25 protein-coding genes and 2 tRNA genes are annotated in these 22659 nt (G+C 43.5%); 10 read left to right on the top strand and 17 right to left on the bottom strand.

From position 1 onward, the window contains the following. Positions 1 to 2: 2 nt before the first annotated feature. The 6 genes from SFU91_14060 to SFU91_14085 form a co-directional block, all read right to left on the bottom strand. Positions 3 to 395 (bottom strand): type II toxin-antitoxin system VapC family toxin, encoded by a 393-nt coding sequence (locus SFU91_14060; GenBank protein ID MDX2130155.1) that lies wholly within the window; start codon positions 393 to 395, stop codon positions 3 to 5. Next, the gene (locus SFU91_14065; protein MDX2130156.1) at positions 392 to 580 is read right to left on the bottom strand and encodes a hypothetical protein; all 189 of its coding nucleotides are present in this window, start codon (positions 578 to 580) and stop codon (positions 392 to 394) included. Before SFU91_14065 ends, SFU91_14060 begins: the two co-directional genes overlap by 4 nt. A gap of 149 nt (positions 581 to 729) precedes the next feature. Then, on the bottom strand, positions 730 to 1734 hold the full coding sequence (locus SFU91_14070) for a ligase-associated DNA damage response exonuclease (GenBank protein MDX2130157.1): 1005 nt from the start codon (positions 1732 to 1734) through the stop codon (positions 730 to 732). A gap of 53 nt (positions 1735 to 1787) precedes the next feature. After that, a complete protein-coding gene (locus SFU91_14075; protein ID MDX2130158.1) occupies positions 1788 to 2801 on the bottom strand; it encodes a hypothetical protein in 1014 nt (337 codons plus the stop codon). Between the two features lie 135 nt (positions 2802 to 2936). Next, positions 2937 to 3107: a hypothetical protein gene (locus SFU91_14080; GenBank protein MDX2130159.1), complete on the bottom strand. Its 171-nt coding sequence runs from the start codon at positions 3105 to 3107 to the stop codon at positions 2937 to 2939. Positions 3108 to 3414: 307 nt separating this feature from the next. Then, positions 3415 to 4407: a LamG-like jellyroll fold domain-containing protein gene (locus SFU91_14085; protein ID MDX2130160.1), complete on the bottom strand. Its 993-nt coding sequence runs from the start codon at positions 4405 to 4407 to the stop codon at positions 3415 to 3417. 65 nt (positions 4408 to 4472) lie between these two features. Between SFU91_14085 and SFU91_14090 the strand changes: the two genes are divergently transcribed. Continuing rightward, complete coding sequence (locus SFU91_14090) at positions 4473 to 4892, top strand: nuclear transport factor 2 family protein (protein MDX2130161.1); 420 nt, start codon at positions 4473 to 4475, stop codon at positions 4890 to 4892. A gap of 12 nt (positions 4893 to 4904) precedes the next feature. Here SFU91_14090 and SFU91_14095 read toward each other — a convergent pair whose 3' ends face one another. The 3 genes from SFU91_14095 to SFU91_14105 all read right to left on the bottom strand — a co-directional run bounded on the left by SFU91_14095 (position 4905) and on the right by SFU91_14105 (position 7505). Further along, positions 4905 to 5828 (bottom strand): hypothetical protein, encoded by a 924-nt coding sequence (locus tag SFU91_14095; protein ID MDX2130162.1) that lies wholly within the window; start codon positions 5826 to 5828, stop codon positions 4905 to 4907. A gap of 73 nt (positions 5829 to 5901) precedes the next feature. Continuing rightward, positions 5902 to 6330, bottom strand: a complete 429-nt coding sequence (locus tag SFU91_14100; protein MDX2130163.1) for an ACT domain-containing protein — start codon at positions 6328 to 6330, stop codon at positions 5902 to 5904. 80 nt (positions 6331 to 6410) lie between these two features. After that, complete coding sequence (locus SFU91_14105; GenBank protein MDX2130164.1) at positions 6411 to 7505, bottom strand: peptidyl-alpha-hydroxyglycine alpha-amidating lyase family protein; 1095 nt, start codon at positions 7503 to 7505, stop codon at positions 6411 to 6413. A 332-nt stretch (positions 7506 to 7837) separates the two neighbouring features. On the opposite strand from SFU91_14105, the gene SFU91_14110 reads away from it, so the two are divergent. Continuing rightward, a complete protein-coding gene (locus SFU91_14110) occupies positions 7838 to 8776 on the top strand; it encodes an AEC family transporter (protein MDX2130165.1) in 939 nt (312 codons plus the stop codon). A 7-nt stretch (positions 8777 to 8783) separates the two neighbouring features. Here the strand turns inward: SFU91_14110 and SFU91_14115 are convergent, their stop codons facing one another. Then, positions 8784 to 9260 (bottom strand): acyl-CoA thioesterase, encoded by a 477-nt coding sequence (locus tag SFU91_14115; protein ID MDX2130166.1) that lies wholly within the window; start codon positions 9258 to 9260, stop codon positions 8784 to 8786. 144 nt (positions 9261 to 9404) lie between these two features. On the opposite strand from SFU91_14115, the gene SFU91_14120 reads away from it, so the two are divergent. Then, entirely contained in the window at positions 9405 to 10421 is a 1017-nt protein-coding gene (locus SFU91_14120; GenBank protein ID MDX2130167.1) for a c-type cytochrome, read from the top strand. Between the two features lie 62 nt (positions 10422 to 10483). Here the strand turns inward: SFU91_14120 and SFU91_14125 are convergent, their stop codons facing one another. Beyond that, positions 10484 to 10867 carry a cupin domain-containing protein gene (locus SFU91_14125; protein ID MDX2130168.1) on the bottom strand — a complete coding sequence of 128 codons (384 nt, stop codon included), beginning with the start codon at positions 10865 to 10867 and terminating at the stop codon, positions 10484 to 10486. A 43-nt stretch (positions 10868 to 10910) separates the two neighbouring features. On the opposite strand from SFU91_14125, the gene SFU91_14130 reads away from it, so the two are divergent. From SFU91_14130 to meaB, 3 genes are all read left to right on the top strand, one after another. Further along, a tRNA-Gln gene (locus SFU91_14130) sits at positions 10911 to 10983 on the top strand. Positions 10984 to 11104: 121 nt separating this feature from the next. After that, positions 11105 to 11872 carry an RsmE family RNA methyltransferase gene (locus SFU91_14135; GenBank protein MDX2130169.1) on the top strand — a complete coding sequence of 256 codons (768 nt, stop codon included), beginning with the start codon at positions 11105 to 11107 and terminating at the stop codon, positions 11870 to 11872. Continuing rightward, positions 11865 to 12890, top strand: coding sequence for a methylmalonyl Co-A mutase-associated GTPase MeaB (meaB, locus tag SFU91_14140; protein MDX2130170.1), 1026 nt, complete (start codon positions 11865 to 11867; stop codon positions 12888 to 12890). Before SFU91_14135 ends, meaB begins: the two co-directional genes overlap by 8 nt. Before the next feature lie 55 nt (positions 12891 to 12945). Here meaB and SFU91_14145 read toward each other — a convergent pair whose 3' ends face one another. From SFU91_14145 to SFU91_14160, 4 genes are all read right to left on the bottom strand, one after another. Next, positions 12946 to 13317 (bottom strand): VanZ family protein, encoded by a 372-nt coding sequence (locus SFU91_14145; GenBank protein MDX2130171.1) that lies wholly within the window; start codon positions 13315 to 13317, stop codon positions 12946 to 12948. A gap of 2 nt (positions 13318 to 13319) precedes the next feature. Further along, on the bottom strand, positions 13320 to 14777 hold the full coding sequence (locus SFU91_14150; GenBank protein ID MDX2130172.1) for a peptidoglycan DD-metalloendopeptidase family protein: 1458 nt from the start codon (positions 14775 to 14777) through the stop codon (positions 13320 to 13322). 160 nt (positions 14778 to 14937) lie between these two features. Continuing rightward, positions 14938 to 15798 carry a TonB family protein gene (locus SFU91_14155; protein ID MDX2130173.1) on the bottom strand — a complete coding sequence of 287 codons (861 nt, stop codon included), beginning with the start codon at positions 15796 to 15798 and terminating at the stop codon, positions 14938 to 14940. A gap of 183 nt (positions 15799 to 15981) precedes the next feature. Next, a complete protein-coding gene (locus SFU91_14160; protein MDX2130174.1) occupies positions 15982 to 16923 on the bottom strand; it encodes a TonB family protein in 942 nt (313 codons plus the stop codon). 425 nt (positions 16924 to 17348) lie between these two features. Between SFU91_14160 and SFU91_14165 the strand changes: the two genes are divergently transcribed. Then, positions 17349 to 18227, top strand: a complete 879-nt coding sequence (locus SFU91_14165) for a TonB family protein (GenBank protein MDX2130175.1) — start codon at positions 17349 to 17351, stop codon at positions 18225 to 18227. A 125-nt stretch (positions 18228 to 18352) separates the two neighbouring features. Here the strand turns inward: SFU91_14165 and SFU91_14170 are convergent. After that, positions 18353 to 18424, bottom strand: a tRNA-Asn gene (locus tag SFU91_14170). 242 nt (positions 18425 to 18666) lie between these two features. Between SFU91_14170 and SFU91_14175 the strand changes: the two genes are divergently transcribed. From SFU91_14175 to rnc, 3 genes are all read left to right on the top strand, one after another. Then, positions 18667 to 18909 (top strand): acyl carrier protein, encoded by a 243-nt coding sequence (locus SFU91_14175; GenBank protein ID MDX2130176.1) that lies wholly within the window; start codon positions 18667 to 18669, stop codon positions 18907 to 18909. A gap of 101 nt (positions 18910 to 19010) precedes the next feature. Continuing rightward, positions 19011 to 20258, top strand: coding sequence for a beta-ketoacyl-ACP synthase II (gene fabF, locus SFU91_14180; GenBank protein MDX2130177.1), 1248 nt, complete (start codon positions 19011 to 19013; stop codon positions 20256 to 20258). Between the two features lie 149 nt (positions 20259 to 20407). Then, positions 20408 to 21313 (top strand): ribonuclease III, encoded by a 906-nt coding sequence (rnc, locus tag SFU91_14185; GenBank protein MDX2130178.1) that lies wholly within the window; start codon positions 20408 to 20410, stop codon positions 21311 to 21313. A 24-nt stretch (positions 21314 to 21337) separates the two neighbouring features. On the opposite strand, the gene SFU91_14190 is transcribed toward rnc, so the two are convergent. Beyond that, positions 21338 to 22657 (bottom strand): dicarboxylate/amino acid:cation symporter, encoded by a 1320-nt coding sequence (locus tag SFU91_14190; protein ID MDX2130179.1) that lies wholly within the window; start codon positions 22655 to 22657, stop codon positions 21338 to 21340. Positions 22658 to 22659: the final 2 nt, after the last annotated feature.

Consider the following 22659-nt stretch of genomic DNA (forward strand, 5'->3'; position numbering starts at 1 on the left):
AGTTATTTGATTTGACTTGCAAAGGGATTGAGGAGTTTAAGCTTTGGAATCGCTTCAAAGTCCCTTTCATTTCTGGTTATCAGGGTTGATTCTGTGAATAAAGCAGAAGCGGCAATGATGCTATCTCCCAATTTCATTTTCTTTTTGCGGCGAAGTTGAATGGTAAGATCTTCGATTTGCTTATTAATAGGAATCGCAAAAAATTGGTTGAGCAAGTTATTTAGAAGTATCTCATCGTGCTTCGTTGCTAAAGGAAATGACAATATTTCAATACGTGTTACTCGTGAGTAAAAACATTCATTATTGTTAAGGAATGCTAAGGCGAAAAAAGGTAATACTTCAGGTTCTTTTGCAGTCGCATAAATAAAAATGTTAGTATCAAATAAATACTTCATTCTTCATTTCTTAATTCTTTCAAATACTGGAGTATTTCTTCTTTTCTATCTTCAAACATTCCAAAAGTCTTTTCAACATGAGAATAATCAATCTTCTTTTTCTTTTCGATGTTCTTAGGCTTTTTAACGACAGCGGATTCGTTCTTCACCTTTCTGACTTTTACCGGTGATTTGATTTGATTCATAATTCTTTAAAAATTATTGAAGCTTATTTGATACATATTCACATGAAAACATTACAATTATTCCAAATGATTACCAAATTTAGAGTTTTTTTCAGAGCTAAGGCTGATTTCTATTCGATTCAAAAAGAATTTCTTTCACTGGAATTTTCCTACTCCCCCTCGCCTTCGAAGAGCGTTTCAAGCGGCTCAGCGCTAAGGTGGTGGATTTCGCGGAGATAGCGTGCGAGCACATCCGATTGTCCGTGGGTGATATACACTTGTTTCGCACCGGTGGCAAGAATGGTGCTCACGAGGTCGTTCCAATCGGCGTGGTCGGAGATTGCAAAGCCGCGGTCGTAGCCGCGTTGCTTCTTCTTTCCACGAACTGCCATCCACCCCGAGGCAAAGGCCGTTTGCGGGTCTTGAAATCGGTTCATCCACTCCGAGCGGTGTGTCGAAGGCGGCGCTAAGATAATCGATTGCCCGAAGCTTTGTTTCTTTCTTCCTCCACCCGCGGGTAAGGTTGCTGGAGAGAAGGGTGCGAGCGTGTAGCCACATTCGCGGTATAGTTCCGAAAGGGCGATGGCAGCACCGTGAAGATAAATCGGTGGTGTATCGAGCAAAGCAAATTCGGCGAGCAATCGCTGTGCTTTTCCGAAAGCATAACAAAAAACAAGGCTCGGGCCGTTATACCCTTTTGCCCAATCCACAATTTCTTTGGCGAGTTCGGCGGTATTCTGCCATTGATAAATCGGGAGCCCGAACGTGGCTTCGGAGATGAAGGTATCGCATTGCACAACTTCGAAAGGCTCGCAACTGCGGTCGGGCGTGCGTTTATAGTCGCCCGAAACAACCCAAACGGATTCGCGGCCATTCTCATCTTTCCCTTCGATGCGGATTTGTGCGGAGCCAAGCACATGCCCGGCGGGGTGAAACGACACCCAAACATCACCAAAGCGTTTTTTTTCACCATAAGGAACGGCGGTTCCGCTGATGTTGCCGAGCCGCTTTTGCATTGCACGGAGTCCGGTTGGCGTAGCGAAGTAATGCGTGTGACCGGGTCGTGCGTGGTCGGCATGAGCATGCGTAATGATGGCGGTTGGAACAGGTCTCCACGGGTCTATGTGGAAATTGCCCTTCTTGCAGTAAAGCCCTTCAGTGGTGACGGTGACCATTATTACACTTGATTATTTCCTTGAAAGCCATTTCCCAACCTACAAAATCAATTTTAATTTTTTTTATTCGTAAATGGCATAAAAATGCCCTTTGAAGTGGATTGGTCGAGAATTTGAATGGCTTCTTCTCGGTTTGGGAAAAGGATTTCTTGTCTTCGAATTCCGGCATAATACCGTGTGTAAAAATGAAGGAAAAAAATAAACGAAAAAAGATATAGAATTACTGAAATTGCCGAAATCACCTGTATTTGATATTGGCGATATTTCAAAAGAAATTGAAATTTTTCTTTGATTGAAATCAATAAAAACCCTGCTGAAAGGAGTGTGAAAGATGAGTAAATATGGTATCTCGAAACCATTGCTTGAGATAGACCAAATTGGCTTCGAGTGAGTGCTGCCAATAGCGACGTCCCCAAAAAGAAAATGACCATAAAGAAGAATGGATTTCTCCAAACCCGTTTTAATTCATTTTCTTCTTGGTGAATCAACCCCTCAATTGCCACTACCCATACCAAAACCCCAATCGTAACCGACGGGATAAGTGAGATAAGGGTAAGAGTAGGAAAATTATTTCCTCCAATTGAAAATGCACTTCCTAAAAATGAAAAACTGAAAATCATCATCGATGTTATTTGATCGAAGGAAATTTGAATTTCTGATGAAGATGGTTTGGATAAAAAAATAGCGAGATGACCCAATGATAAAATTATGGAAATGAGTAGCGCCCAATATTTTTTATTCATCGCAAAGTAAAAGGCAACCAAAAAAGGTAAAAGCAGACCATTTCCTTGTGCAAAAGGCGCTAAAGATGAAAAAAGTAGTGCGATTACCCATCCATACTGAGATTTATGATTTAGCCAATATGCTGTAAGAACAAGGAGCGCAAGGACTGCTGACGATTGGATGCTTGCCATTGCCCAAAGCATACTTTCGGCTGAACCGGTGTGAAAGAAAAAGATTGTACAAATAATAATTATCCAAGGGGATTTTGATATCAATTCATTTGTGATTTCAATTTCCTTAAGAAGTGAAACAAAACAGAGGTAGGCTGATAAATGAAGCAGCAATCCGTAAAAAATGATTCGCTGAAAATGAATTTCTCCAAATAAAGCGTGATCAAATAAAAAAAATAGTCTTGTAATTACAATTCGATGTTCATTATGCGGAGAAAATAATAAAGAAAATGTTTCACTTAATGTTGATTACCCTTTGATTCGGTTTAGAAAATCAATTAAAGTGAAGTCATCTAATATTGGAAAATTCGCTGATCCAAAAAGGGAAAGGAAAGTATAAACCCCAATGATTCCGATTGATGCCCAAAGCGAAAACTCGGAGTGGAGAAAAATCAATTGCTGCTTTTTATACAAATTCATAGGGTCGAATTCAATTCAATGAATTCATTTGATTAATTTTTAATATAAACCCTTATTAAAAAATCTTGGGAATCTCTCAAGATTTATTTTTTCCATTATTTCACTTTCACCAAAGCGACGCTTTTCATCATATAGGACTGCAGTGTCCGAAAAATTGCCGAGCCGCTTTTGAATTGCCCGAATTCCGGTTGTGGTGGAAATCGCCTTTTTTTTCAGTATAGCCCTTCAGCGGTGAGGGTGACCAACTCTTTCAATTTTTTATGTTAAATAATAACCCAAAATGGATTCGGGGCTTTATTGACTTTTTTTACTTGATAAGCACCATTTTTTTCGTTGAAGTAAAGTTCCCTGCGGTGAGCTTATAGAAATAAACGCCGCTGCTTAAGTTCCCTGCTTGAAAAGGAATTTCGTAACGACCCGCAGGTTGAGCGCTGTTTACTAAGGTTGTAACCACTCGCCCTAAAGCATCATAAACAACCAAGTTCACCGTTGCCCGTTCTGCCAAGTTGTAACGAATGACCGTACTCGGGTTAAAAGGATTCGGGAAATTTTGACTCAATTCAAACCCCAATGCTTTTGATTCATTAATTCTTGCCGACGCAACACCAAAGTTTTTTACCGTACCGTTATTTTTATTGATTGAATAATCGATTACCGTGCCGTTTTGCCAATCATTTAGACGCCAATACCCAACAAGGCCGCTATCCGGAGAAGTGTAGGTTGATGCCCTGAGCGAATCACTCCACGCTGAGGCAATTTGAGTGGCAGTTCGAGCGACACGCCACACCCGAGTTTCTTGCATACTGCCATAAAGAAAGAATAAGTTATCGCCGCGTTGGCCTAAAAAAAGATTGGCTGTGTTGGTATCAGGAAGCGACGTTGTCAGGGTTTCTTTAATAAATTTTCCATTGAAATAGACGCTTAATTTCAAACTATCAAATACCGCAGCATAATGTGTCCAAACGCCGGTTTTGATGGTTGAATCCGACCCGATTTGCCGTTCGTTGGGTGTAAACCAAACTTCCCCAACATTCTCATAAATCCAAAGGCTTGGGGGACGGTTGGGAACTGCTTCTTTTGAAATCAACGCTTGCCAATTGGAACTTAAAATGGTGTCGGTTCGGACCCAAGTTTCCAAGGTCCATTGTTTCGAATAATTATAGGCCGAGATATGCGGGATTTCGACATAAGAAGTCCCTGTAAAGGGCATTGAATTTGTAAATGGCTGTGCGTGAAGCGTATGAGAAAATACAAAGATGCCCAATAGGAGCATGAAAAGATGGATGTTATTTTTTATCATTGTATTATTTGTTTTGGTTAAATAAAAGATAAAGATTTTCTCTTAATCGATTTCATTTCATTGATATGAAAAAAGTTTTTCTTTTGCTCCTGATTGCAAGTACGACATTTGCTAAAGAAGGCATTTCACAAACACCTGAAACCGTTGTTGAAGCCCAGCTGAAAGCCTACAACAAACGCGACATCGAAGCCTTCCTTGCCACCTATCACGATAGTATTGAGGTATGTGAATATTCCGGTAAGGTTACAATGAAAGGCAAAGACGGCTTACGCTCGGTTTACGGCGGGATGTTCAAAACACTTGAAGTCTTAGAAGCGAAAATTTCAAAGCGAATCACCATTGGCAATAAAGTGATTGATCAGGAAACCGCGACTTTCACTTCCAAAACCCCTGAAGGAAAATTGCAGTCGAATTCGCTCACGGTGGTTGTAATCTACGAGATTACGAATAACCTGATTTCCCGCGTTACTTTCATTCGAAACTAACCAGCTTTTTTCTTAAATCGCTCGTTTCAATTGTTTACACAGTTCAGCGGCGTAGCGCGCGAGAATCTCAGCTTTTTCGGGGTCGATAATGGCGGATTGCGCGCCAAGCGTAAGCCCTTTATCCGTAAAGAGGATCCCGTGTTGGTCAATCGCCGATTCCTTCACAAATCCAAAATCCTTTTCTCGCCACTCCAAAAGAAATCGCTCGAATTCACCCGTCAGCGTACGCTCAAGCAAGCGTAGGGTTGACGCCACGGCATAGAATTTTTCTGCGAATTCCGGGTTTTGTGAGACATGCGCCGGCGAGCCTTTGATTTTCACCTTCTTTCCTTCATCGCCAAAGTACCCTTTGGTGTAAAACGAAATCGCCGCCGAAGCCGCAGTTTGAATGGCCGAAGCAACAATTTTTCCAAAAATACCACTCCCTTCTGATGGCGCGATTTGTGTAGCACCTTTCATTGAAGGACTGGAGATAATGAGCAGAAATTCGCCGGGCGAGAGTGAAATGCTTTCACAGGTAAACTTTAAGCTTAAATCCATTTCATCGAGTCGATAGACATGTGTTGTCGGTTTATTATCATAGTTAGCACTATTGAGCCTGATGAATGATTCCATTCGCCACCGAATTCCGTCGGTTTCGCCGTGAAGCTCATAGCGGCCGGTGCGAATGGTTCGCGGACTGCCGTCGGGGTTTTCCCCGAAATGGCAAAGATGTTGACCCAGCCTTTCCTCTGCACCCGCCACGCTTGCAGCCGTTTCTTTTTGCGAATCAACAGTTTGTTGATACTCGGCGCTTGCCACTTCAATGGCTTTGCTTCGTTTGCGATAAGTGAATGCCCTGAACAGCGCAGCAAGTGCAAGCATCAGATAAAGAAAGTTTCCGCCAAAAATGCCATAGAATACGCTTTCCCAAACACTTGTTAGAATTTCTTCCATACTGCCTCCGTGCACGGTTTGTTATTGGTTCAATCTTTTAGTTGCTTCAATTCAAATTTATGGTTGCATTTGTTCAGGTCAATTTATCCTTCGGCTGTTGCTGAAGTTTTTCAAGAATCTGTATGGCTTCATTTGCTTTAAGAGCGGGCACAAAGCAATAGTCGTGATAAAACCCGGCGATGATATTGGCCGCAATGGATTCTTTTGCCAAAGCTGAACTCACGGCGGCGGTGAGCCCAACTGCTTCTAAGCTTGAGTGAACGGAAAGTTTTATCGCGCGATAAGGAGCTGAAATTTGTTGAATGTGATTATTCTCTTTTAATGCTTCAAGCGATTGTTCATTCACCACCAAAGTCGTTCCTTCTGTTTCTTGAATGATTGCAAAAGGTTGAAGCGCGAGCAATTCGTGCGAAACTTTTGGGAGTGAAATAAAGAAATACGCATCGGGCAGCAACACCGGTGAGAGGTTGCGAAGCAAATGGTGGAGATTGGTTTCGCCCATTGCTGAATTTAGTTGATATTCAAGCAGATGCAGTTCTATGAAGTTAGAATAACTTTGCTGCCGTTGCAAATAGGCTAAGATTACGGTAAAGCCTTTTTGAACGTCACAAACCGATTGTTTTTTAAGTCGGCGACATAAATGTTTCCTTCTTCATCGGCCACAATGTCATGCGGGACAGCAAGGTTGCCCTGTTCCTTTCCATATTCGCCAAATCTCTCAATCACATTTCCGTTCAAATCCAAAATCACCACTTGGCTTTGCAGCGGTTTCGTAGGATCATCAAGTACATTCCCGCCATCCGCGACATAAAGCTTTTCACCTACCATATATAACCCAAACGGCCGCCCGATTTCCGGCTTCTGCCAAATTGAAATCAACTCACCCTCGGGCGAATACACCTTGATTCGGCTGTTGGCACGGTCAGCCACATAAATTCGCCCACTGCTATCAGTCGTGATGCCGTGAGGCAAGTGAAAGGCATTTTCTCTGTTTCCAAATTCACTTTCTTCCCACAAGAACTTCCCCGAAGAATCGAAAGCGGCGATCCGATAATTTCGGTATCCATCGGAGACAATAATTCCGCCGTTCTTTGTAAAAGCCACATCGGTAGGCCGAGCAAAAAGATACGGCCGATGTGGTGCGGGAATTATGGGGATGCTTGTGCGCAGGCGGAAGAGTGTTTCGTAGGTTTGGGTGTGAGGCTCGCCAATGGTTTGAAGCAAGGCACCATCACGGGTAAAGCGGTAAATTAAATTCGTTTCGGTATCGGTAATCCACACTTCACCTTTGGGCGAAACCGCAAGTCCGTGCGGCGATTTGAACATTCCTGCTCCCCATTCTTTTACCACCGATTTCGTTTCGCGGTCAAATTCAATGACCACCGGTTTTTGAATGGGTTCTCGATTCCCATATCCTTTATCGGCGCGATGCAGGGCGAGCAAATTGCCGTTGGGCAAGAGTGCAACACCCACGGCATCGTTGGTTTGAATGGCTGGCGTTTGATAAATCTCCGCACGGTAGCCGGCAAGGGAATCGGGCGTTGAAGGAAGAAAATCTAAATAAACCACCTTTGGCTTTGCAAAATAACTCCACGCCAAAAGCGCAACGCCTGCAAGCAGCACATAAATGCTTAACCGCAACGCCCACCGAAAGGCAAATTGAAAAAGCTTTTTCATCTCTTTTTTCTTGATATAAAAGCGGAAAATACGGGAGTTGTGATTGAATTCGAAAGGAATGTCGAAATGAGATACAGAGAAATGAACGATACTTTTGGGAAGAAAACCTATGAGAGGTGAATTTGCTTTTGGGGAGAAAAAACAGAAGGGCGTGATTTCGAGGCGGCTGCATTCCTATACTCCTTCGCCGTCAGGACTCCAATCCACGCCCTTTCGCGGTCTTTTCATCGTTTGCTTGTGCTTCAGTCAGCTTTCGGTACATTGCCATCATTTTATAAACATTTATTGCCTCACCTAAGTTTCAACTATTTGTATTCACTTGAACATTTCTCATGCAAAGCACTTTTTTCAGTTTCCTTGTTTTAATGGGCATCGGCGCATTGTGGCAGCTTTTTTCGGAGTCGCGCGAGCGTGAGGCTATTCGTAGTGCCATCGGTGCCATTGTAATCAATACCTTTCTTCCGGCCCTGACCTTCACCGTGCTTTATCGTGCCCCACTTTCGGCAGAGACTTGGCAAATTCCTGTGCTTTCAATGCTTCTTTGCCTTTTGCTCTTGGCCATTGCTTTTGGGGTTTATCGACTATTGATGATGACTTTTTCCTCAATCTTGGTTCCCTTATCACAAGGGTCATTTGGCGCGCTTCTACTTGCAACCGCGTGGTGCAATGCCACATACCTTGGCTTGCCCGTCATCACGCTTTTTTTGGGCGAACCCGCCGCACGAATCCCGATTCTCTTTGATCTTTTAGCTCTAACGCCGCTTTTGCTCACCTTTGGCGCACTGCTGGGAGCGCGGTTTGGCGAGGGCGAAAAACAAAATCTACTTGGGCTGTTTCGAACGGTTGTGAAACTGCCACCGCTTTGGGGTGCGGTTTTAGGATTGCTCTTTAATGCCCTTCACATTCCCTTGCCGGAGTTTCTTTTTCAAGCCTTGAAGATGGGCGGCGCGATTGTCTCTCCTTTGATGATTTTTTCGGTTGGGCTTGCCCTGAGCTTCAAACCTTCGTGGCGCGTGCTTTGGGCAACGCCGGCCATTTTGCTTAAACTTTTTGTATCACCATTCATCGCTTATGGACTTTCTCTGTGGCTTGGAATGATGGGCGAAGCGCATCAAGGTGTGGTGATTGAAGCCGCAATGCCATCGATGGTGCTCACAATGGTTTTGGCCGATCGCTTCAAGCTCGATTCTGAACTTTTGGCTCAAACCATTGCGCTCAGCACGGTGTGTTCATTTCTTTCATTGCCGCTCGTTTGGCGGTTAATCTCTTAAGCTACCTCTACAACTCACTCATCTTTTTGCGGTAGTCCTCTGCAAGTTTTCGGCGAAGTTTGGCTTTCTCGTATCGGCGCTTTTCATCAGGCGTTTCGGGGGAGACTGGGCGAACGCGTGTAGGCTTTCCGCTTTCATCAACGGCAACCATTGTGAAGTACGAAGAGTTGGTATGCCGCACCGATTTCTCCCGCACATTTTCTGCAATCACCTTTACCCCAACTTCCATCGATGTGGTTCCGGTGAAGTTAATCGAAGCTAAAAAGGTGACCAATTCGCCGATATAAATCGGTTCCTTAAACAGCACTTGATCGACCGAAAGCGTGACCACATAGCTGCCGGAGTAACGCGAAGCACAGGCATACGCCACTTGATCGAGCAGTTTTAAGATTGAACCGCCGTGCACTTTTCCTGAAAAATTCGCCATATCGGGTGTCATGAGCACCGTCATGCTCAGCTCATTAATTTTTTCAAAATCAATCATAAAAGTTCGTTTTTTGTTTAATTTCAAAATTGACTGTTGACTATTGACAGTCAATAGTCAACTTTTTTTTATTGTTTTTTGAATCTCCCCATTTTACTCCCAATTTTGCATATCCGCCCTTTGAACAACTAAAAATGAACAAAAATGATCAAAAAAATCATCTTAGGCATTTTTGCCTTTTTTATTGCGCTACTTGCCGGAGCGTTTGTTTTCTTTCAATCTACCTTCCCAAAAGTTGCCCCACCGGAATCCATTACCGTAGAAGCCACGCCCGAGCGATTGGCGCGCGGGAAATATTTGGCGCACAGTGTTGCGGTGTGTATCGACTGCCACAGCACGCGCGATTGGCAGTATTTTTCAGGCCCGCCCAAGCCCGGAACCTTCGGGCAAGGCGGTGAGCTTTTTGGCGAAGAGATGGGATTCCCCGGCAGCATTTACGCCCGCAATATCACACCCGCCGCGCTTTCTTCGTGGCGCGATGGCGAGCTGATTCGCGCCATTCGCAACGGGGTTGATAAACACGGCCACGGCCTTTTTCCCATTATGCCATACCCAAATTATCAATCGCTTTCGAAAGAAGATGTGTATTCGATTGTGGCGTACATTCGCACTTTAGCACCCGTGACTTACACCCCGCCAAAAACCAAACTTAACTTTCCCTTAAACTTCATTGTAGAAACAATGCCCAGCGACCACGACTACGGCGTGATGCCCGAGCACTCCGATACCGTGGCTTATGGTAAATATCTCTTTACCGTTGCCGGCTGTTCCGATTGCCACACGCCAAATAAAAAGCATGATGGCCCACCCGAAAAAGATATGGAGCGATACCTTGCCGGCGGCTTTGAATTCCCGGTGCCGTGGGGGATGCTTCGCTCAACCAATATCACGCCCGATAAGGAAACCGGCATTGGCCTTTGGACACGCGAGCAATTTGTGGGCAAATTCAAAACCTATGCGCCGGAAGAAAAGAAACGAATGGAATCAAAACCGCCGTTTGATGAAACACGCTACAACAGCATTATGCCTTGGACAATGTACGCCGATATGACCGAAGAAGACCTTTCCGCAATCTACGCCTATCTGCAAACCGTAAAACCGATTCACCAAAAAGTGAAGCGATACAGTGCCGAAGGGATGGTCATTTCACAAGCGAAATAACCGGGTGAATGAAATGCAAAAAGCGAGGGACTCCCTCGCTTTTCTTTGCACTTAAACTTGTATTAAATCCGCTCCAATCTCTCTCTTCGTTTCTCGCTCTGCACTTCTCCCGTATTGATAGTTCCTGCGGGCTCGAAGAGCATCACCTCCACCTCGTCATCGGCAACAGGCCGGTGCTCCACACCTTTGGGAACAATCAGAAATTCCCCTTCCGAAAGTTCAACACTTCCTTGGCGAAACTCCATCCTAAATTTTCCGCGAATCACAAAAAACAGTTCGTCTTCGTTCTCATGACTATGCCACACAAATTCCCCTTGAAACTTCACTACTTTCACTTCCTGCCCATTGAGTGCACCCAGAATTCTTGGGTTCCAATAATCATGAAATAAGGAAAACTTTTGCTTTACATTCACTTTTAACGGCAGGTGTTGAACTTTTTTTTCCATCTTTAGAATGAAGACGAATGAATTTGATTAATTTTGTAACTCTTGAGGAGTGGCCAAATTGGTAAGGCTCCTGATTCTGGATCAGGCAATTGTAGGTTCGAGTCCTACCTCCTCAGCTTATTCAATATAATCCCTTCTTTTGAAGGGTTTTTTTATTTGTGCTCAACTATCTTAAGAAATTCTAAGCCAAGAAGTGAAATTTTAATACAATTGACAACCGCCCAATATCATTGATTTATGGATATTTTTTTTGCACCACCTGAATTTTGCTTTATAAATGAGCGGCGTATTCTCCTTGACGAAGATGAATCGAGACACGCGGTTGATGTTCTCCGAAAAAAGGTAGGCGATGAAATCATTTGCACCAACGGACGTGGCTCTCGGTTTTATTGCACCATAGAAGAGATTCGAAAGCATTCTCTTTCGGCATCCATCGTTCAAATTGAGGAAGAACCTGAGAACACTACAAAAGTCAGCATAGCGATGTCCACGCTTCGCGTTCCCGATCGCTTTGAGTTCTTTCTTGAAAAAGTCACCGAACTTGGCGTGACTGAAATTATCCCAATGCTTTTGGAGCGCAGTGTCTCGCGCCCCAAGGAATCAAAGCAGCAAGGCAAGCATGAGCGATGGGAGAGGCTTATTATCTCTGCTGGAAAGCAATCCCGGAGATTTCATTTTCCACGCTTACATCCCCTTACCACTTTAAGCCAAGCCATTGAGATGAGTCAACTTGCCGATCATCGCCTTTTTTTTGATGAGAATCATGAGGGAACCTCTCTGCTACCTCAGTCTTTCACCAATCAACATACATTTTTCATTATCGGAGGTGAAGGAGGGTTTTCAGTAGAAGAACGTTCCCAAATTCTGAACTCAGGCTTTGCACCGATTTCTTTAGGAAAAGAAATTTTAAGGGCTGAAACCGCAGGTATCTTTGCGGCAAGTTTAGCGAAAGCCTCGGAGCTCATGAGCCTTCACAATCCTGAAATCCATCGGCGTCATGACTGAATTTCTGCAATCACCTGAACTTGCGCCGTTCGCTGAAAAAATCCTTGAAGGCAATATTGCCGCTCTCTCAAGAGCGATCACTTTAGCCGAAAGCCATTTGCCACATCATCAGGAATTCACGGCTGCATTGATGGAGCACCTTTCTGCTCAAGTTACCCTCGCTCGATCCTTTCGCCTTGGAATTACGGGGGTTCCGGGTGTTGGGAAAAGCTCTTTCATTGAGTCGTTTGGTCAATTAATGCTTGACCATTATGCAGCAATCGGGGAGCCTTCTAAACTTGCGGTTCTTAGTATCGACCCTTCCAGCCAACGAACCAAAGGAAGCATTCTTGGAGATAAAGTGAGGATGGAGTCGCTTGCGCGCCGCGCTGATGTGTTTATTCGACCTTCACCAACCGGCGGTGTTTTGGGCGGTGTTGCCCGTTCCACCCGCGAATCCATTGCACTCTGCGAAGCTGCCGGTTTCTCCCTCATATTTGTTGAAACCGTAGGGGTTGGGCAATCAGAAATCGCTGTTCATTCGCTCACCGATGCAATGCTGCTGCTTTTATTGGCTGGTGCCGGCGATGAACTTCAAGGAATGAAACGAGGGATAATGGAAATGATTGACTTTGCCGTCATTAACAAAGCAGACGGCGAAAACAAAACGCGAGCGTTGCTTGCAAAACAAATGGCTTCAGATGCTCTCCATTATTTGCCAAAGTCTCCTTCCGGCTGGGCCGCTGCGACTCACGCCGTTTCTTCTCTCAACGGGGAAGGGCTTAGTCAACTCTTACATGATCTTTTAGAATTTAGAGCCTTTGTTGAAAAAACCGGATGGATTACGCGCAATCGTGAATCTCAATCCATCGCTTGGTTTCGAGAGACGGCAGAACGGGAGTGGTGGCATCACTTGGAATCGAATTCACGTTTCGACGCACTCTTCAAAGAATTTGAAACGGCGATTGCCAAACGAAATCTTTCTCCTTTTTATGCGGCAAAATTATTTCTTCGCCGTTTGAAAGACGAGTTACCTTGATTGGCTTTTGATATAACAGAATCTCTAATCATATTTTTTAATACACGGTTACGATTTATAATTCTTTTGTCGGGAAAAATTTCCAAATGATTAAAGCCAGTAAAATTCCCAGTAAATCTGCATTCAAATCCATTATCTCTGCCGAGCGGCCGGGGGTAAAGAGTTGATGGGTTTCGTCACTGATTGCATATAGAAGGGTCACCATAAATGCTGTTGAAAATGGGTGTTCCGAGGCATCCTTGAACCGAGTTTGAAACCGAAGCGCATGAAGTGTTGAAAAGGCAAGCACAAAATATGCTCCTGTATGAATGAGTTTATCGTGAGTGAAAATATCGCCTTTGGGTAACGCTTGCGCAGGCAATGACGATTGAATAAAAATTGCAAGGGCAAAAATTATTGCAGGAACTTGATTCTTTAAAAATTTCATTTTTATCTTTTGACTAACCACCGTTCGGGGTCAACTTTTTCTTTACCACGCCAAACCTCAAAGTGAACCAACGCTCCGCCCTCTGGCGAATCGCCTGCGGTTCCAATTAAAGTTCCGCCATTAACTTGCTCTCCTTTCGCCACTTTGATTTCTTCTACATTCGCATAAACTGTAATAAATGAAGAGGGATGACGAATAAGCACGATATTCCCGAAAGTCGGCAAATAGGAAATTAAGGTGACCACCCCTCCAGCAACAGCATACACCGCGCTGCCTTTACTCACCGATATATCGACTCCATTATTGAACGAAACCGTTTTCAGTTCTTTGTTTTCGATTTGTCCATATTCTCGAATGACCACACCGGCACGAACAGGCCAAGGCAATTTACCTTGCAAACGCGCAATGTCTGAGCCTTCTGGAAAGGTATAGTCTGCTTCAGGAATTTTTCTTCCCTCTTCTTTATTCGGATTTCCTGCAAGAGCGCTTTCCCGCCGCTCCTTTTCTTCGCGCTCTCGCTTTTCACGCTCAGCGATTTCTCGCTCAATTAGGCGCTGAATTTCCACTTGAAGATTTCGACGCTTTTCCTCTGCGCGTTGAATCTCAGTTTGAAACCGCGTTTTATCAAGCCTCAGTTTTCCAATCAATTTCTCGCGGTCTTGCTTGGCATTCTCCATTGAAGACGCCTGATCCTTCTTCGATTTCAACACTCTCGCATTCTCTGCATATCGCTCGTTCAGTCCTTGTTTCACCAACGCAATTTCATTTTTTCTTTGCTCAATATCCTTAAGCTTTAACTTCCCAGCTTGTTGGAATTGACGAATATATTCGCTTCGAATCAAGCCTTGATTGAGGCTCGAAGCTGAAAACAACAGTTCCGTATTGCTTCGCTGGCCGTATTTATAGATTCCAACCGCATACCGCGCATAATCATCTTGGAGTTTCTTAAGGTTAAGTTCAAGCTTAGCCAGTTCGGTTTGCTGTTTTTCTATTTCTGTTGCAATTGCATGCAAGTTATCTTCTTGTTCATTGATGATAACCCGATACACCTCAATTTGCCTCGAAAGATTCTCCATCGCCATCACTGATTCTGTCTCTGATTCGGTCGCAGCTTTGATTTTCTCTCGATATTCACTCACTTGTTTTTCAAGCAATTTCAGGTTTGCCTCAATCTCCCTTCGATTTCTGGGTTTGCGTGATAGCAAAACACTCTCGCTAGTTCTTCCTTTGTCTCGCGAAATGGAATTGGACTTAGGTTGATTTCCTTTCCTTTTTATCGCTATACCATTTGCTTTTTTCTTACCCGGCTTCAATTTTGATTGTGCCTTCGATACCGGCTTCCTTTTTATTGCAGAGGGGTTCTTTTTTGTGGAAGTACTTGATGGAGCAGGTTTTTTTTGTGAAGGCTTACCCAAAAGCGTAAAGTAAGTGAATTCAAATGAACAACAGGCTATATTCAAAAACACTCCGTAGATTAGTGTTTGTAACAACAACACCCTCTTTTGAATGGTAAGAATCTGGATTTTTCTGTGTTTAAAATTCTCTTTCTGCACTCGCTTAGGAATGGTTATCGAAAACCGGAAATTAAAGAAAGACCGAATCAACAAGTGGAATTTGATATTAACGTAGCTTAAACGAAATCGGAATTGTGATAACACTTGGCACCGGTTTCCCGTCCATTATGGCAGATTTAAATTTCACTTCTTCCGTAATGACGCGAAATACTTCTTCATTCAACAATGGGCTTGCCGAGCTGATGAGAAGCACCTGAGAAACATTCCCCTCACGATCAACCGCTATTCGAACAACGACCTTCCCCTCAATTCCCGCTTTTTCAGCAGCCATTGGATAAACAAGTTTCTTATAAATTGTTTCCATTCCTCCTTCTACCTCAATTTCCTTTTCTGCAATCGTAAATTCAGATTCAGCAAATGTTTTTGCGTTGGCTTCGGCTTGTTTCATAGCAATTGCCAAAGATTCATCCTTCTGTTGGGCTGTGAATGGTGATGCTGGAGTTTCTGAAGTCTTAGCTTCATTGGGTTGTGAATCTTGCGCTTTTGAAGGAGAGGAAGTTATGGCACTCACGCGTTCCTTTGGCTTGTCTTCGCGCTTGGGTTTTGATTCCACAGGCACAGGCTGTGACGGTGAAATTGAGGCTACAATTGGCTCAACCCCTAATCGAATATCAAGACGCTGAGTTTGTTCACTTGAAATCGTAATATTTTGTCTCCACGGCGTAGTGCCACGGCGAGACGCTTTTAACTCATAATTTCCTTCGGGAACGGCCAAGAAAACATAATAACCTTTTGCGTTTGAAATAGTAGCTTGCGATGACGCAGAACCTGAAATAAACACGGCAACACCTGAAACAGGAGCTCCATCTTTATTTACAATTTGCCCCATCAATTTCCCTTGTGACAAAAGCTCGCCACTTGAAAATCCTGTTAAGAATAGGAAAAACCAACCTATGAATTTTTTCATGATTCAGATTATTTAGCCATTCAATCAAGGTTTAAGAGATTATTTAGCGCCCCTTGTCAGGTTTGAGATGAAACAACTCATTTCATCGAAATAAAAAAAGCCGACTTTCACTCGGCTTTTTTATTCGAACCCGATTCAATAATCGGCCGAGAATTTACAATCCGCAAAAGAATGCCGGATGGATTACTGCTTTAACTTGAACATAATGGGAATGGTCATAATACCAATCACCGGTTTACCGGCCGAAGTAGCAGGCGTGAATTGAACTTCTTCGGTCAATACTCGAACCACTTCATCACTCAAAAGTTTACTGGGCGATTTCATCACATCCAATCGAGAAATCACTCCTTGCGGGGCAATGTAAACCCTTACAATCACTTGCCCTTGAATTCCGGTTCGCTCGGCATCGCGAGGGTAAGTAATGTTTTTGTACACAGCAGTCATACCTCCAATAATATCAACTTGCGTATCCATTGAGGCTGCTCCATTTTCCATTTGAGTTAGGGTTTCCTCTTCCCTTTGCGCCTGCTCGACCGCCAGTTGCAAATCATTATCAACAGGTTTCGGTTGTGGTGCATTGATGACTGATGCATTCGGTTGCGAACTTGCCACTTGATTTTGTGCAGGAATCGGCCTTTCTTCCTTTTGTTGCTTTTCACGAGTTTGAGGTGATGAACCCGGCTTCACTTCTTCACGCTTGCGTTCAACGGAGGTCGAAGTGACCGCCACCGCATTTGTGACAACACCTGAAGGCGATTCTCCTAATTTCATATCAATACGATGCGTTTGAGCAGATTGAACTTGCACTGAACTTTTCCAGTTTGGCAAACCCCGCCTCGTTGCCTTCACTTCGTAAGTTCCTTCGGGAACAGAAAGAAAAACATAGTAGCCTTGTGCATTTGAAATTGTGGCTTGTGTGGCTTGCTGACTCGAAATAAACACCGTAGCGCCGGAAACAGGATTCCCGTCTGTTCCAATAACTTGACCCATAATTCGACCCTGCGCCTGAAGTTCAGTGAAATTTGAAAGTAAAAGGATTCCAAGCAGAATCACCAAAAAGCAACCTGCATGACTTACTTTCAATTTTATTTCTTGATACAACGAAAGGCGCATTTTTATCATCATGTGTTTTAAACCTACTTTTTAATTCGAATTCACTCTCTTCTGAAATTGACATTTCCTGATTACTAATCGAACACTAACATATCCTTAACGGTTCGTTAATGAACGATTCTTAACTTTCAATTTTGTCTTAAGGTTATCTCTTAAAAGGTTATCAAATGCCAATAAAATAATCTTCCCAACCTTTCAAGTTGCTGGGAATCATTGTTCAGGTGTAATTGGAAAATTCAGTAATACAGAAGGCAAAATTTATGGAAATTGGTGAGAGGAATGGACACCTCTGATTTCCGTGTTTATTTGTTTTGGATGTAACACAAATATATAGATTTCTTTTTGTTAGATAAAAATTTTAATTATCACGAGAAATGCGCTTACATTTTTTGACTTTTTCCGCTTTAGGGCTTGTGAATTTGAGGCCGAGTTTCTCAATGACATTAGTTCTCCACTTATCCGGAATTTTATTGTATTGCCTGACACAACACTCACCTCTTTTCTCGCAAAATAAAGTCTTAGGGCGTGTTACTGACGGCACCGGAGAACCCGTTTCTGCGGCTACGGTTTCCATATATAATTCTAACTCTACACTCGCTGCGATCTCAAATGCGCAAGGCTATGTCGTTTTTCTCAATGTGGGTGATGGAACCTATACCATAAGAGCGACAAAACGAGGGTTACCGGATTGGAAACAATCTCTCAATGTAAGTGGTGCCATTACAAAACGAATTGAAGTCCGACTCACTGAAGAGGATGTTACTTTAGCTTCAGCGACTCCGTCCGCCACTACTCCTTCGTCGAAAAGAGAGAAGCCCGCCGCCTCGCAGAAACCTCAAGAACAAAAGAATGAGCCCAAAGTTGCCCAATCCGCAAAGCCCACAGTTCCTTCGGTAACCCCACAGACAGCATCATCTCCGTCCCAATCTCCTGCATCGTCACCGGCTGCAAATGGGCCGCAGTTGAAGTCGGATGAAGAGAAAGCCCTTGCCGACGCCGAAGAGGCCCTTTTGGCAGAGTCGGGAGTTCCAGATACCGAAGCAGAAGTTCAAGGAGGAATCGAAATGGTGCAGCGAAAAATTGTTTATCCTGATGTGGCACGGAAACTTAAAATATCCGGCAATGTCACAGCAAAAGTCTTTTTAACAAAGGAGGGAACCGTTTCTCGCATTGAGATCCTTAAAGGAACTGCCGAACCGCTTAACAATGAATTGATCCGTGTTTTGACCGAAGAAGTGGACTATATTCCTGCAAAAATTAACGGCAACCCTGTTCCTAGCGTACTCGTGGTACCCGTAAAATTTGCAATCAATTAATCGTAGCCGTTTTTGGTTTATGATCAGCAATAAGAATCTCAAGTTCCAAATCGCAATTGAGATAACGCATAATCGGTAACGGAAGGGCAAAAAAAAACCTCGCATTTAGCGAGGATTTTTTTTTGCTCCGCGAGTAGGGCTCGAACCTACAACCCTGCGGTTAACAGCCGCATGCTCTACCATTGAGCTATCGCGGAAGGTAGATTGAATTGAGGGTGCAAAAATAATACTCCTTTTCATTTTTACAAGAGCAATCTGTGAATTTTTGTCTCAAATTCTAAAACAGCCTTTTGGCTTTGTTTTTCGAGTTGGATCGGCGGATGATAGTTTTTCATTTCATGTTTTTATGAAATGAATCGCTTTTTGTATCTTCGCAAGATTTTTTCGAAAGCAAAATGCTACTTTTTTAACACACTAATATCTCATTTTGGAGGAACAAATGACTGCAGAAGAAGTGAAAGCCAAAGTCTATGACATTATCGTCAATAAGATGGGCGTTGCTAAAGACCAAATTAAAGACGAATCAAAATTCACCGACGACTTAGGTGCAGATTCACTTGATACCGTTGAATTGGTAATGGAGTTCGAAAATCAATTTGGAATTCAGATTCCGGATGAAGCTGCCGAAAAAATTTCAACCGTTAAGTCCGCTATAGATTACATCGTTGAAAAGAAGAAGTAAATTTTCCAACGATTAAGAAGCTATTTAAGCCCAATTCCGTTTTTAGGAAAACTGAATTGGGTTTTTTATTCCAACCGCTTTTCAAATGACTTGTTGATAAAGTGACAAATAGAAGAAGAATTGCCATTACCGGAATTGGTGCAATTACACCGATTGGCGAAGGAAAAGATGCCTTTTGGGAATCTCTCAAAAACGGCGTTAGTGGTGCCGGGCCGATAACAGGCTTCGACGCTACCGGTTACGACACCACCTTTGGATGCGAGGTAAAAAATTTTGAGGTGACGAAGTATATCGATAAGAAAAGTTCACTAAGAATGGATCGTTATTGCCAATTCGGCGTTTCTGCTGCTGAAATGGCAATTAAAGACTCAGGGATTGATCTTAAATCGATTGATACCGGTAAGTTTGGCGTTGTCGTTGGGAGTGGTATAGGCGGAATGATTACCTACGATGCACAGTTTCGAAACTTATTGCAAGGCGGGCCAAGCCGTGTAAGCCCCTTCTTTGTTCCAATGATGATTTCGGATATTTGTGCAGGTCAAATTTCGATTCGCAATGGACTACGAGGGCCAAACTACGCCACTGTTTCAGCTTGCGCAACATCGGTCAATGCGATTATCGATGCCTATATGATTATGCAACTTGAACTTGCCGACTATATGATTTGCGGAGGAGCTGAAGCTTCCATAACGCCGATGAGTGTTGCAGGATTTAACTCTGCTCGTGCACTTTCTACAAGAAACGACGACCCTCTCAAAGCTTCACGACCGTATGATAAAGACCGTGATGGTTTTGTTATTGGTGAAGGTTCAGGGGTTCTTCTTCTTGAAACGGTTGAATCTGCAATTGCTCGCGGGGCTCATATTTATGCGGAAATTGTTGGTGTTGGAATGAGTGCCGATGCCCATCACATCACGGCTCCGCATCCGGAGGGTGAAGGCGTTATTCTTTGTATGAATATGGCAATGAGAACTGCTGGAATAAAGCCAGATCAGGTTGATTATATCAATACCCACGGAACTTCCACGCAACTTGGCGATATCGCTGAATTGAAATCAATCAAAAAAGTTTTTGGTGAGCATTCCTATAAACTTAACATCAGTTCTTCCAAATCGATGACAGGGCATTTGCTCGGAGCAGCCGGGGCCATTGAATCAATCGCTTGTGTTCTTGCAATTGCAAATCAAACCGTGCCGCCGACGATCAACATCGAAAATCTTGATCCTGAAGTTGATGTGAATGTCACGCCTAATACCGCTCAAAGTCGCAAGATTGACTATGCGCTCAATAACGGCTTCGGTTTTGGTGGTCATAACGGAACCATCATCTTTAAGCGCTATCAAAGTTAACTTCAACGATACATTCTTGTTTCTGGGCACTTACTGTAGGGTGCCCTTTTTTTTGACGATATTCAGCGGAAGTCTCATTAAAAAAGATATCACCAAAAACCCTATATTTCATTTTGCGATATCGCTGAAAAGCAACACAAAGTGAAAAAATGAGGGCAATCAAAAGTTTTGCGTATTGGCTCAAAGAGCGTGCACCCATTTTTTTTGGTTTACCTTCTCCCTCAAAAACGGAATTAATCGCCCCGTTGCAATATCCCTCGGTGTCTTTACTTGACATTAATCTTCATGAATTGAAGCGGAGCGCATCTTATTTATCGGGTTATCCGATTCGCGATGTTTCGCTTTTCGCACTTGCGCTTACTCACCGCTCTGTGTTGGATAGCCTTCGGGACGAGCGAATTCTTTCGAACGAACGTTTAGAATTTTTAGGTGATGCTGTGCTTGACTTAGCGGTTGGAGAATATTTATTTCACAATTACGCTCAGTTTGATGAAGGGAAGCTAACAAAATTACGGTCTCAAGTGGTGAATGCAAAAACCCTAAGTATTTTTGCACGCAAACTTGAACTCGGAAAGCTCTTAATTGTCAGCGATTCAGCTGAGTCGATTGGTGTTCGAGATAGCGAAACCACTCTTTCAGATGCGTTTGAAGCCTTAATTGGGGCAATATATCTGGATGGTGGATATGAAAGAGCCAATCAATTTCTGCATCACCACCTTCTGAGTCAACTTGACTTTGCGGCGCTTATTGATACAGATGAAAATTATAAAAGTGCCTTGCTTGAATATGCACAAGCTCAGCGATTGCCATATCCCACTTATCTCGTCCTAAATGAAGATGGGCCTTCCCACAAAAAGATTTTTACGGTTGGCGTTCGCTTAGGCGATGACTATCTGGGTTATGGATCAGGCAAGAACAAAAAAACGGCGGAGCAGTTGGCGGCAAAAGAAGCACTTGATAAAATCAAAACAAAAAAACTGGAAAAGTCTTTAAGGGCTAATGCATTCGCAGCAGAAAAAACAAATATTGAGCTAAATTCCGGAAGGATGGGATAAGAAAGCCTTCCGTGAAGAATTGGTTCAGGACGGTTCTACTTGTTTCAGTAACCGCTCCCGCTCTCCGGCCTCAACCCAAGTGGCAACGGTTAAATCTCCGGTAACATTTACCACTGTTCGGCTCATGTCTAAAATTCGCTCAACCCCTAAGATAATTCCAATACCCTCCGCCGGGACACCAATTTGTTGAAGCACAACCACAATCAGCGGAAGCGACGCCCCCGGAACGCCGGCAGTTCCAATGCTTGCAACCACGGCTAAAAAAACCACTTGAATTTGCTGCACAAAGGTTAAATCAATTCCATAAAATTGAGCGATAAAAAGAACCGTCATCCCCTCGAAAAGCGCTGTTCCATTATGATTAGTTGATGCCCCAATTACCAACACAAAATTTGAAACATCCTTATTGAGCTTCAATTCTTCATGCGCAACTTTCAGGGTTGTGGGTAAGGTTGCCGATGAGGAACTGGTAGAAAGCGCCGTGAGCATTGCTTCTCGAATTGCTCGGAAAAATGCCAATGGACTTCGCTTTGCGCCAAACCAAACCACAAGGCTGTAGGTCACAAATTGATGAAGGGCAAGGGCAAGAAGAACGGCCGCTACATACTTTCCAAGCAGCACAACCACTTGCAGCCCCAATTGTGACGATGTGGTGAAAATCAATGCTGCGACCCCCAGTGGCGCAAGCTTCATCGCAAACGAAATAATTTTCAACGAAACGGCGTAAATAGCTTGAATCCCACGAGCCAGTGGCCCAACGGTTTCCGCCGGAAGTCTTGTCATTGCGGCCCCAAACACAACAGCAAAGAACATGATTGCAATTAACCCACCGCCACGATAGTTTGGATCAAGGAAGAAGGTCAGTTCGATAAAGAGATTTCGAGGGATGATATCAAGCAAGGTTTGTAGTGAGCTTTTGGCATCACTGGCTTTGGTTACAATTGCGCTGGTTTGTTGATTATGTGCAAGCAACGAAAGAAGTTTTTCCTTTCCGGCGGCGTCAATTCCTTTGCCGGGCATAATGATATCGGTAATGATTGCACCGGTAACGACCGCGAGTGTTGCAACAATAAAAGTAAAGAAGAGGGTTTTTGCGCCAATTCTCCCAATTTTTCGTAGGTCTCCTAAATCATATACACCTAAAACAAGCGAAGTAAAAATAAGCGGCGCAATCACCATAAATATCATCCTGAGAAATATCTGTCCAATCGGATAAGCGACCGAAGTGGCAACCCACTTCACCTCCGGACTTTCAGGGAAAAGAAGATTTGCCCCAAGACCAAAAAAAAGTCCGATCAGAAGCCCAAGAAAGATTTGTGTATGAAACGGAATATTTTTGAACATGC

The sequence above is a fragment of the Chloroherpetonaceae bacterium genome, assembly GCA_033763895.1.
Lineage (GTDB): Bacteria > Bacteroidota > Chlorobiia > Chlorobiales > Thermochlorobacteraceae > JANRJQ01.

What these genes read in the sequence shown, in the direction of transcription:
- SFU91_14120 (MDX2130167.1), top strand. Translation starts at nt 9,405, where the DNA reads ATGATCAAAAAAATCATCTTAGGCATTTTTGCCTTTTTTATTGCGCTA.
- SFU91_14070 (MDX2130157.1), bottom strand. Translation starts at nt 1,734, where the DNA reads ATGGTCACCGTCACCACTGAAGGGCTTTACTGCAAGAAGGGCAATTTC.
- SFU91_14160 (MDX2130174.1), bottom strand. Translation starts at nt 16,923, where the DNA reads ATGATGATAAAAATGCGCCTTTCGTTGTATCAAGAAATAAAATTGAAA.
- meaB (MDX2130170.1), top strand. Translation starts at nt 11,865, where the DNA reads ATGACTGAATTTCTGCAATCACCTGAACTTGCGCCGTTCGCTGAAAAA.
- SFU91_14105 (MDX2130164.1), bottom strand. Translation starts at nt 7,505, where the DNA reads ATGAAAAAGCTTTTTCAATTTGCCTTTCGGTGGGCGTTGCGGTTAAGC.
- SFU91_14085 (MDX2130160.1), bottom strand. Translation starts at nt 4,407, where the DNA reads ATGATAAAAAATAACATCCATCTTTTCATGCTCCTATTGGGCATCTTT.
- SFU91_14090 (MDX2130161.1), top strand. Translation starts at nt 4,473, where the DNA reads ATGAAAAAAGTTTTTCTTTTGCTCCTGATTGCAAGTACGACATTTGCT.
- SFU91_14135 (MDX2130169.1), top strand. Translation starts at nt 11,105, where the DNA reads ATGGATATTTTTTTTGCACCACCTGAATTTTGCTTTATAAATGAGCGG.
- SFU91_14115 (MDX2130166.1), bottom strand. Translation starts at nt 9,260, where the DNA reads ATGATTGATTTTGAAAAAATTAATGAGCTGAGCATGACGGTGCTCATG.
- SFU91_14175 (MDX2130176.1), top strand. Translation starts at nt 18,667, where the DNA reads ATGACTGCAGAAGAAGTGAAAGCCAAAGTCTATGACATTATCGTCAAT.
- SFU91_14080 (MDX2130159.1), bottom strand. Translation starts at nt 3,107, where the DNA reads ATGAATTTGTATAAAAAGCAGCAATTGATTTTTCTCCACTCCGAGTTT.
- SFU91_14155 (MDX2130173.1), bottom strand. Translation starts at nt 15,798, where the DNA reads ATGAAAAAATTCATAGGTTGGTTTTTCCTATTCTTAACAGGATTTTCA.
- SFU91_14110 (MDX2130165.1), top strand. Translation starts at nt 7,838, where the DNA reads ATGCAAAGCACTTTTTTCAGTTTCCTTGTTTTAATGGGCATCGGCGCA.
- SFU91_14190 (MDX2130179.1), bottom strand. Translation starts at nt 22,657, where the DNA reads ATGTTCAAAAATATTCCGTTTCATACACAAATCTTTCTTGGGCTTCTG.
- SFU91_14165 (MDX2130175.1), top strand. Translation starts at nt 17,349, where the DNA reads ATGACATTAGTTCTCCACTTATCCGGAATTTTATTGTATTGCCTGACA.
- rnc (MDX2130178.1), top strand. Translation starts at nt 20,408, where the DNA reads ATGAGGGCAATCAAAAGTTTTGCGTATTGGCTCAAAGAGCGTGCACCC.
- SFU91_14100 (MDX2130163.1), bottom strand. Translation starts at nt 6,330, where the DNA reads ATGGGCGAAACCAATCTCCACCATTTGCTTCGCAACCTCTCACCGGTG.
- SFU91_14145 (MDX2130171.1), bottom strand. Translation starts at nt 13,317, where the DNA reads ATGAAATTTTTAAAGAATCAAGTTCCTGCAATAATTTTTGCCCTTGCA.
- SFU91_14065 (MDX2130156.1), bottom strand. Translation starts at nt 580, where the DNA reads ATGAATCAAATCAAATCACCGGTAAAAGTCAGAAAGGTGAAGAACGAA.
- SFU91_14095 (MDX2130162.1), bottom strand. Translation starts at nt 5,828, where the DNA reads ATGGAAGAAATTCTAACAAGTGTTTGGGAAAGCGTATTCTATGGCATT.
- SFU91_14060 (MDX2130155.1), bottom strand. Translation starts at nt 395, where the DNA reads ATGAAGTATTTATTTGATACTAACATTTTTATTTATGCGACTGCAAAA.
- SFU91_14125 (MDX2130168.1), bottom strand. Translation starts at nt 10,867, where the DNA reads ATGGAAAAAAAAGTTCAACACCTGCCGTTAAAAGTGAATGTAAAGCAA.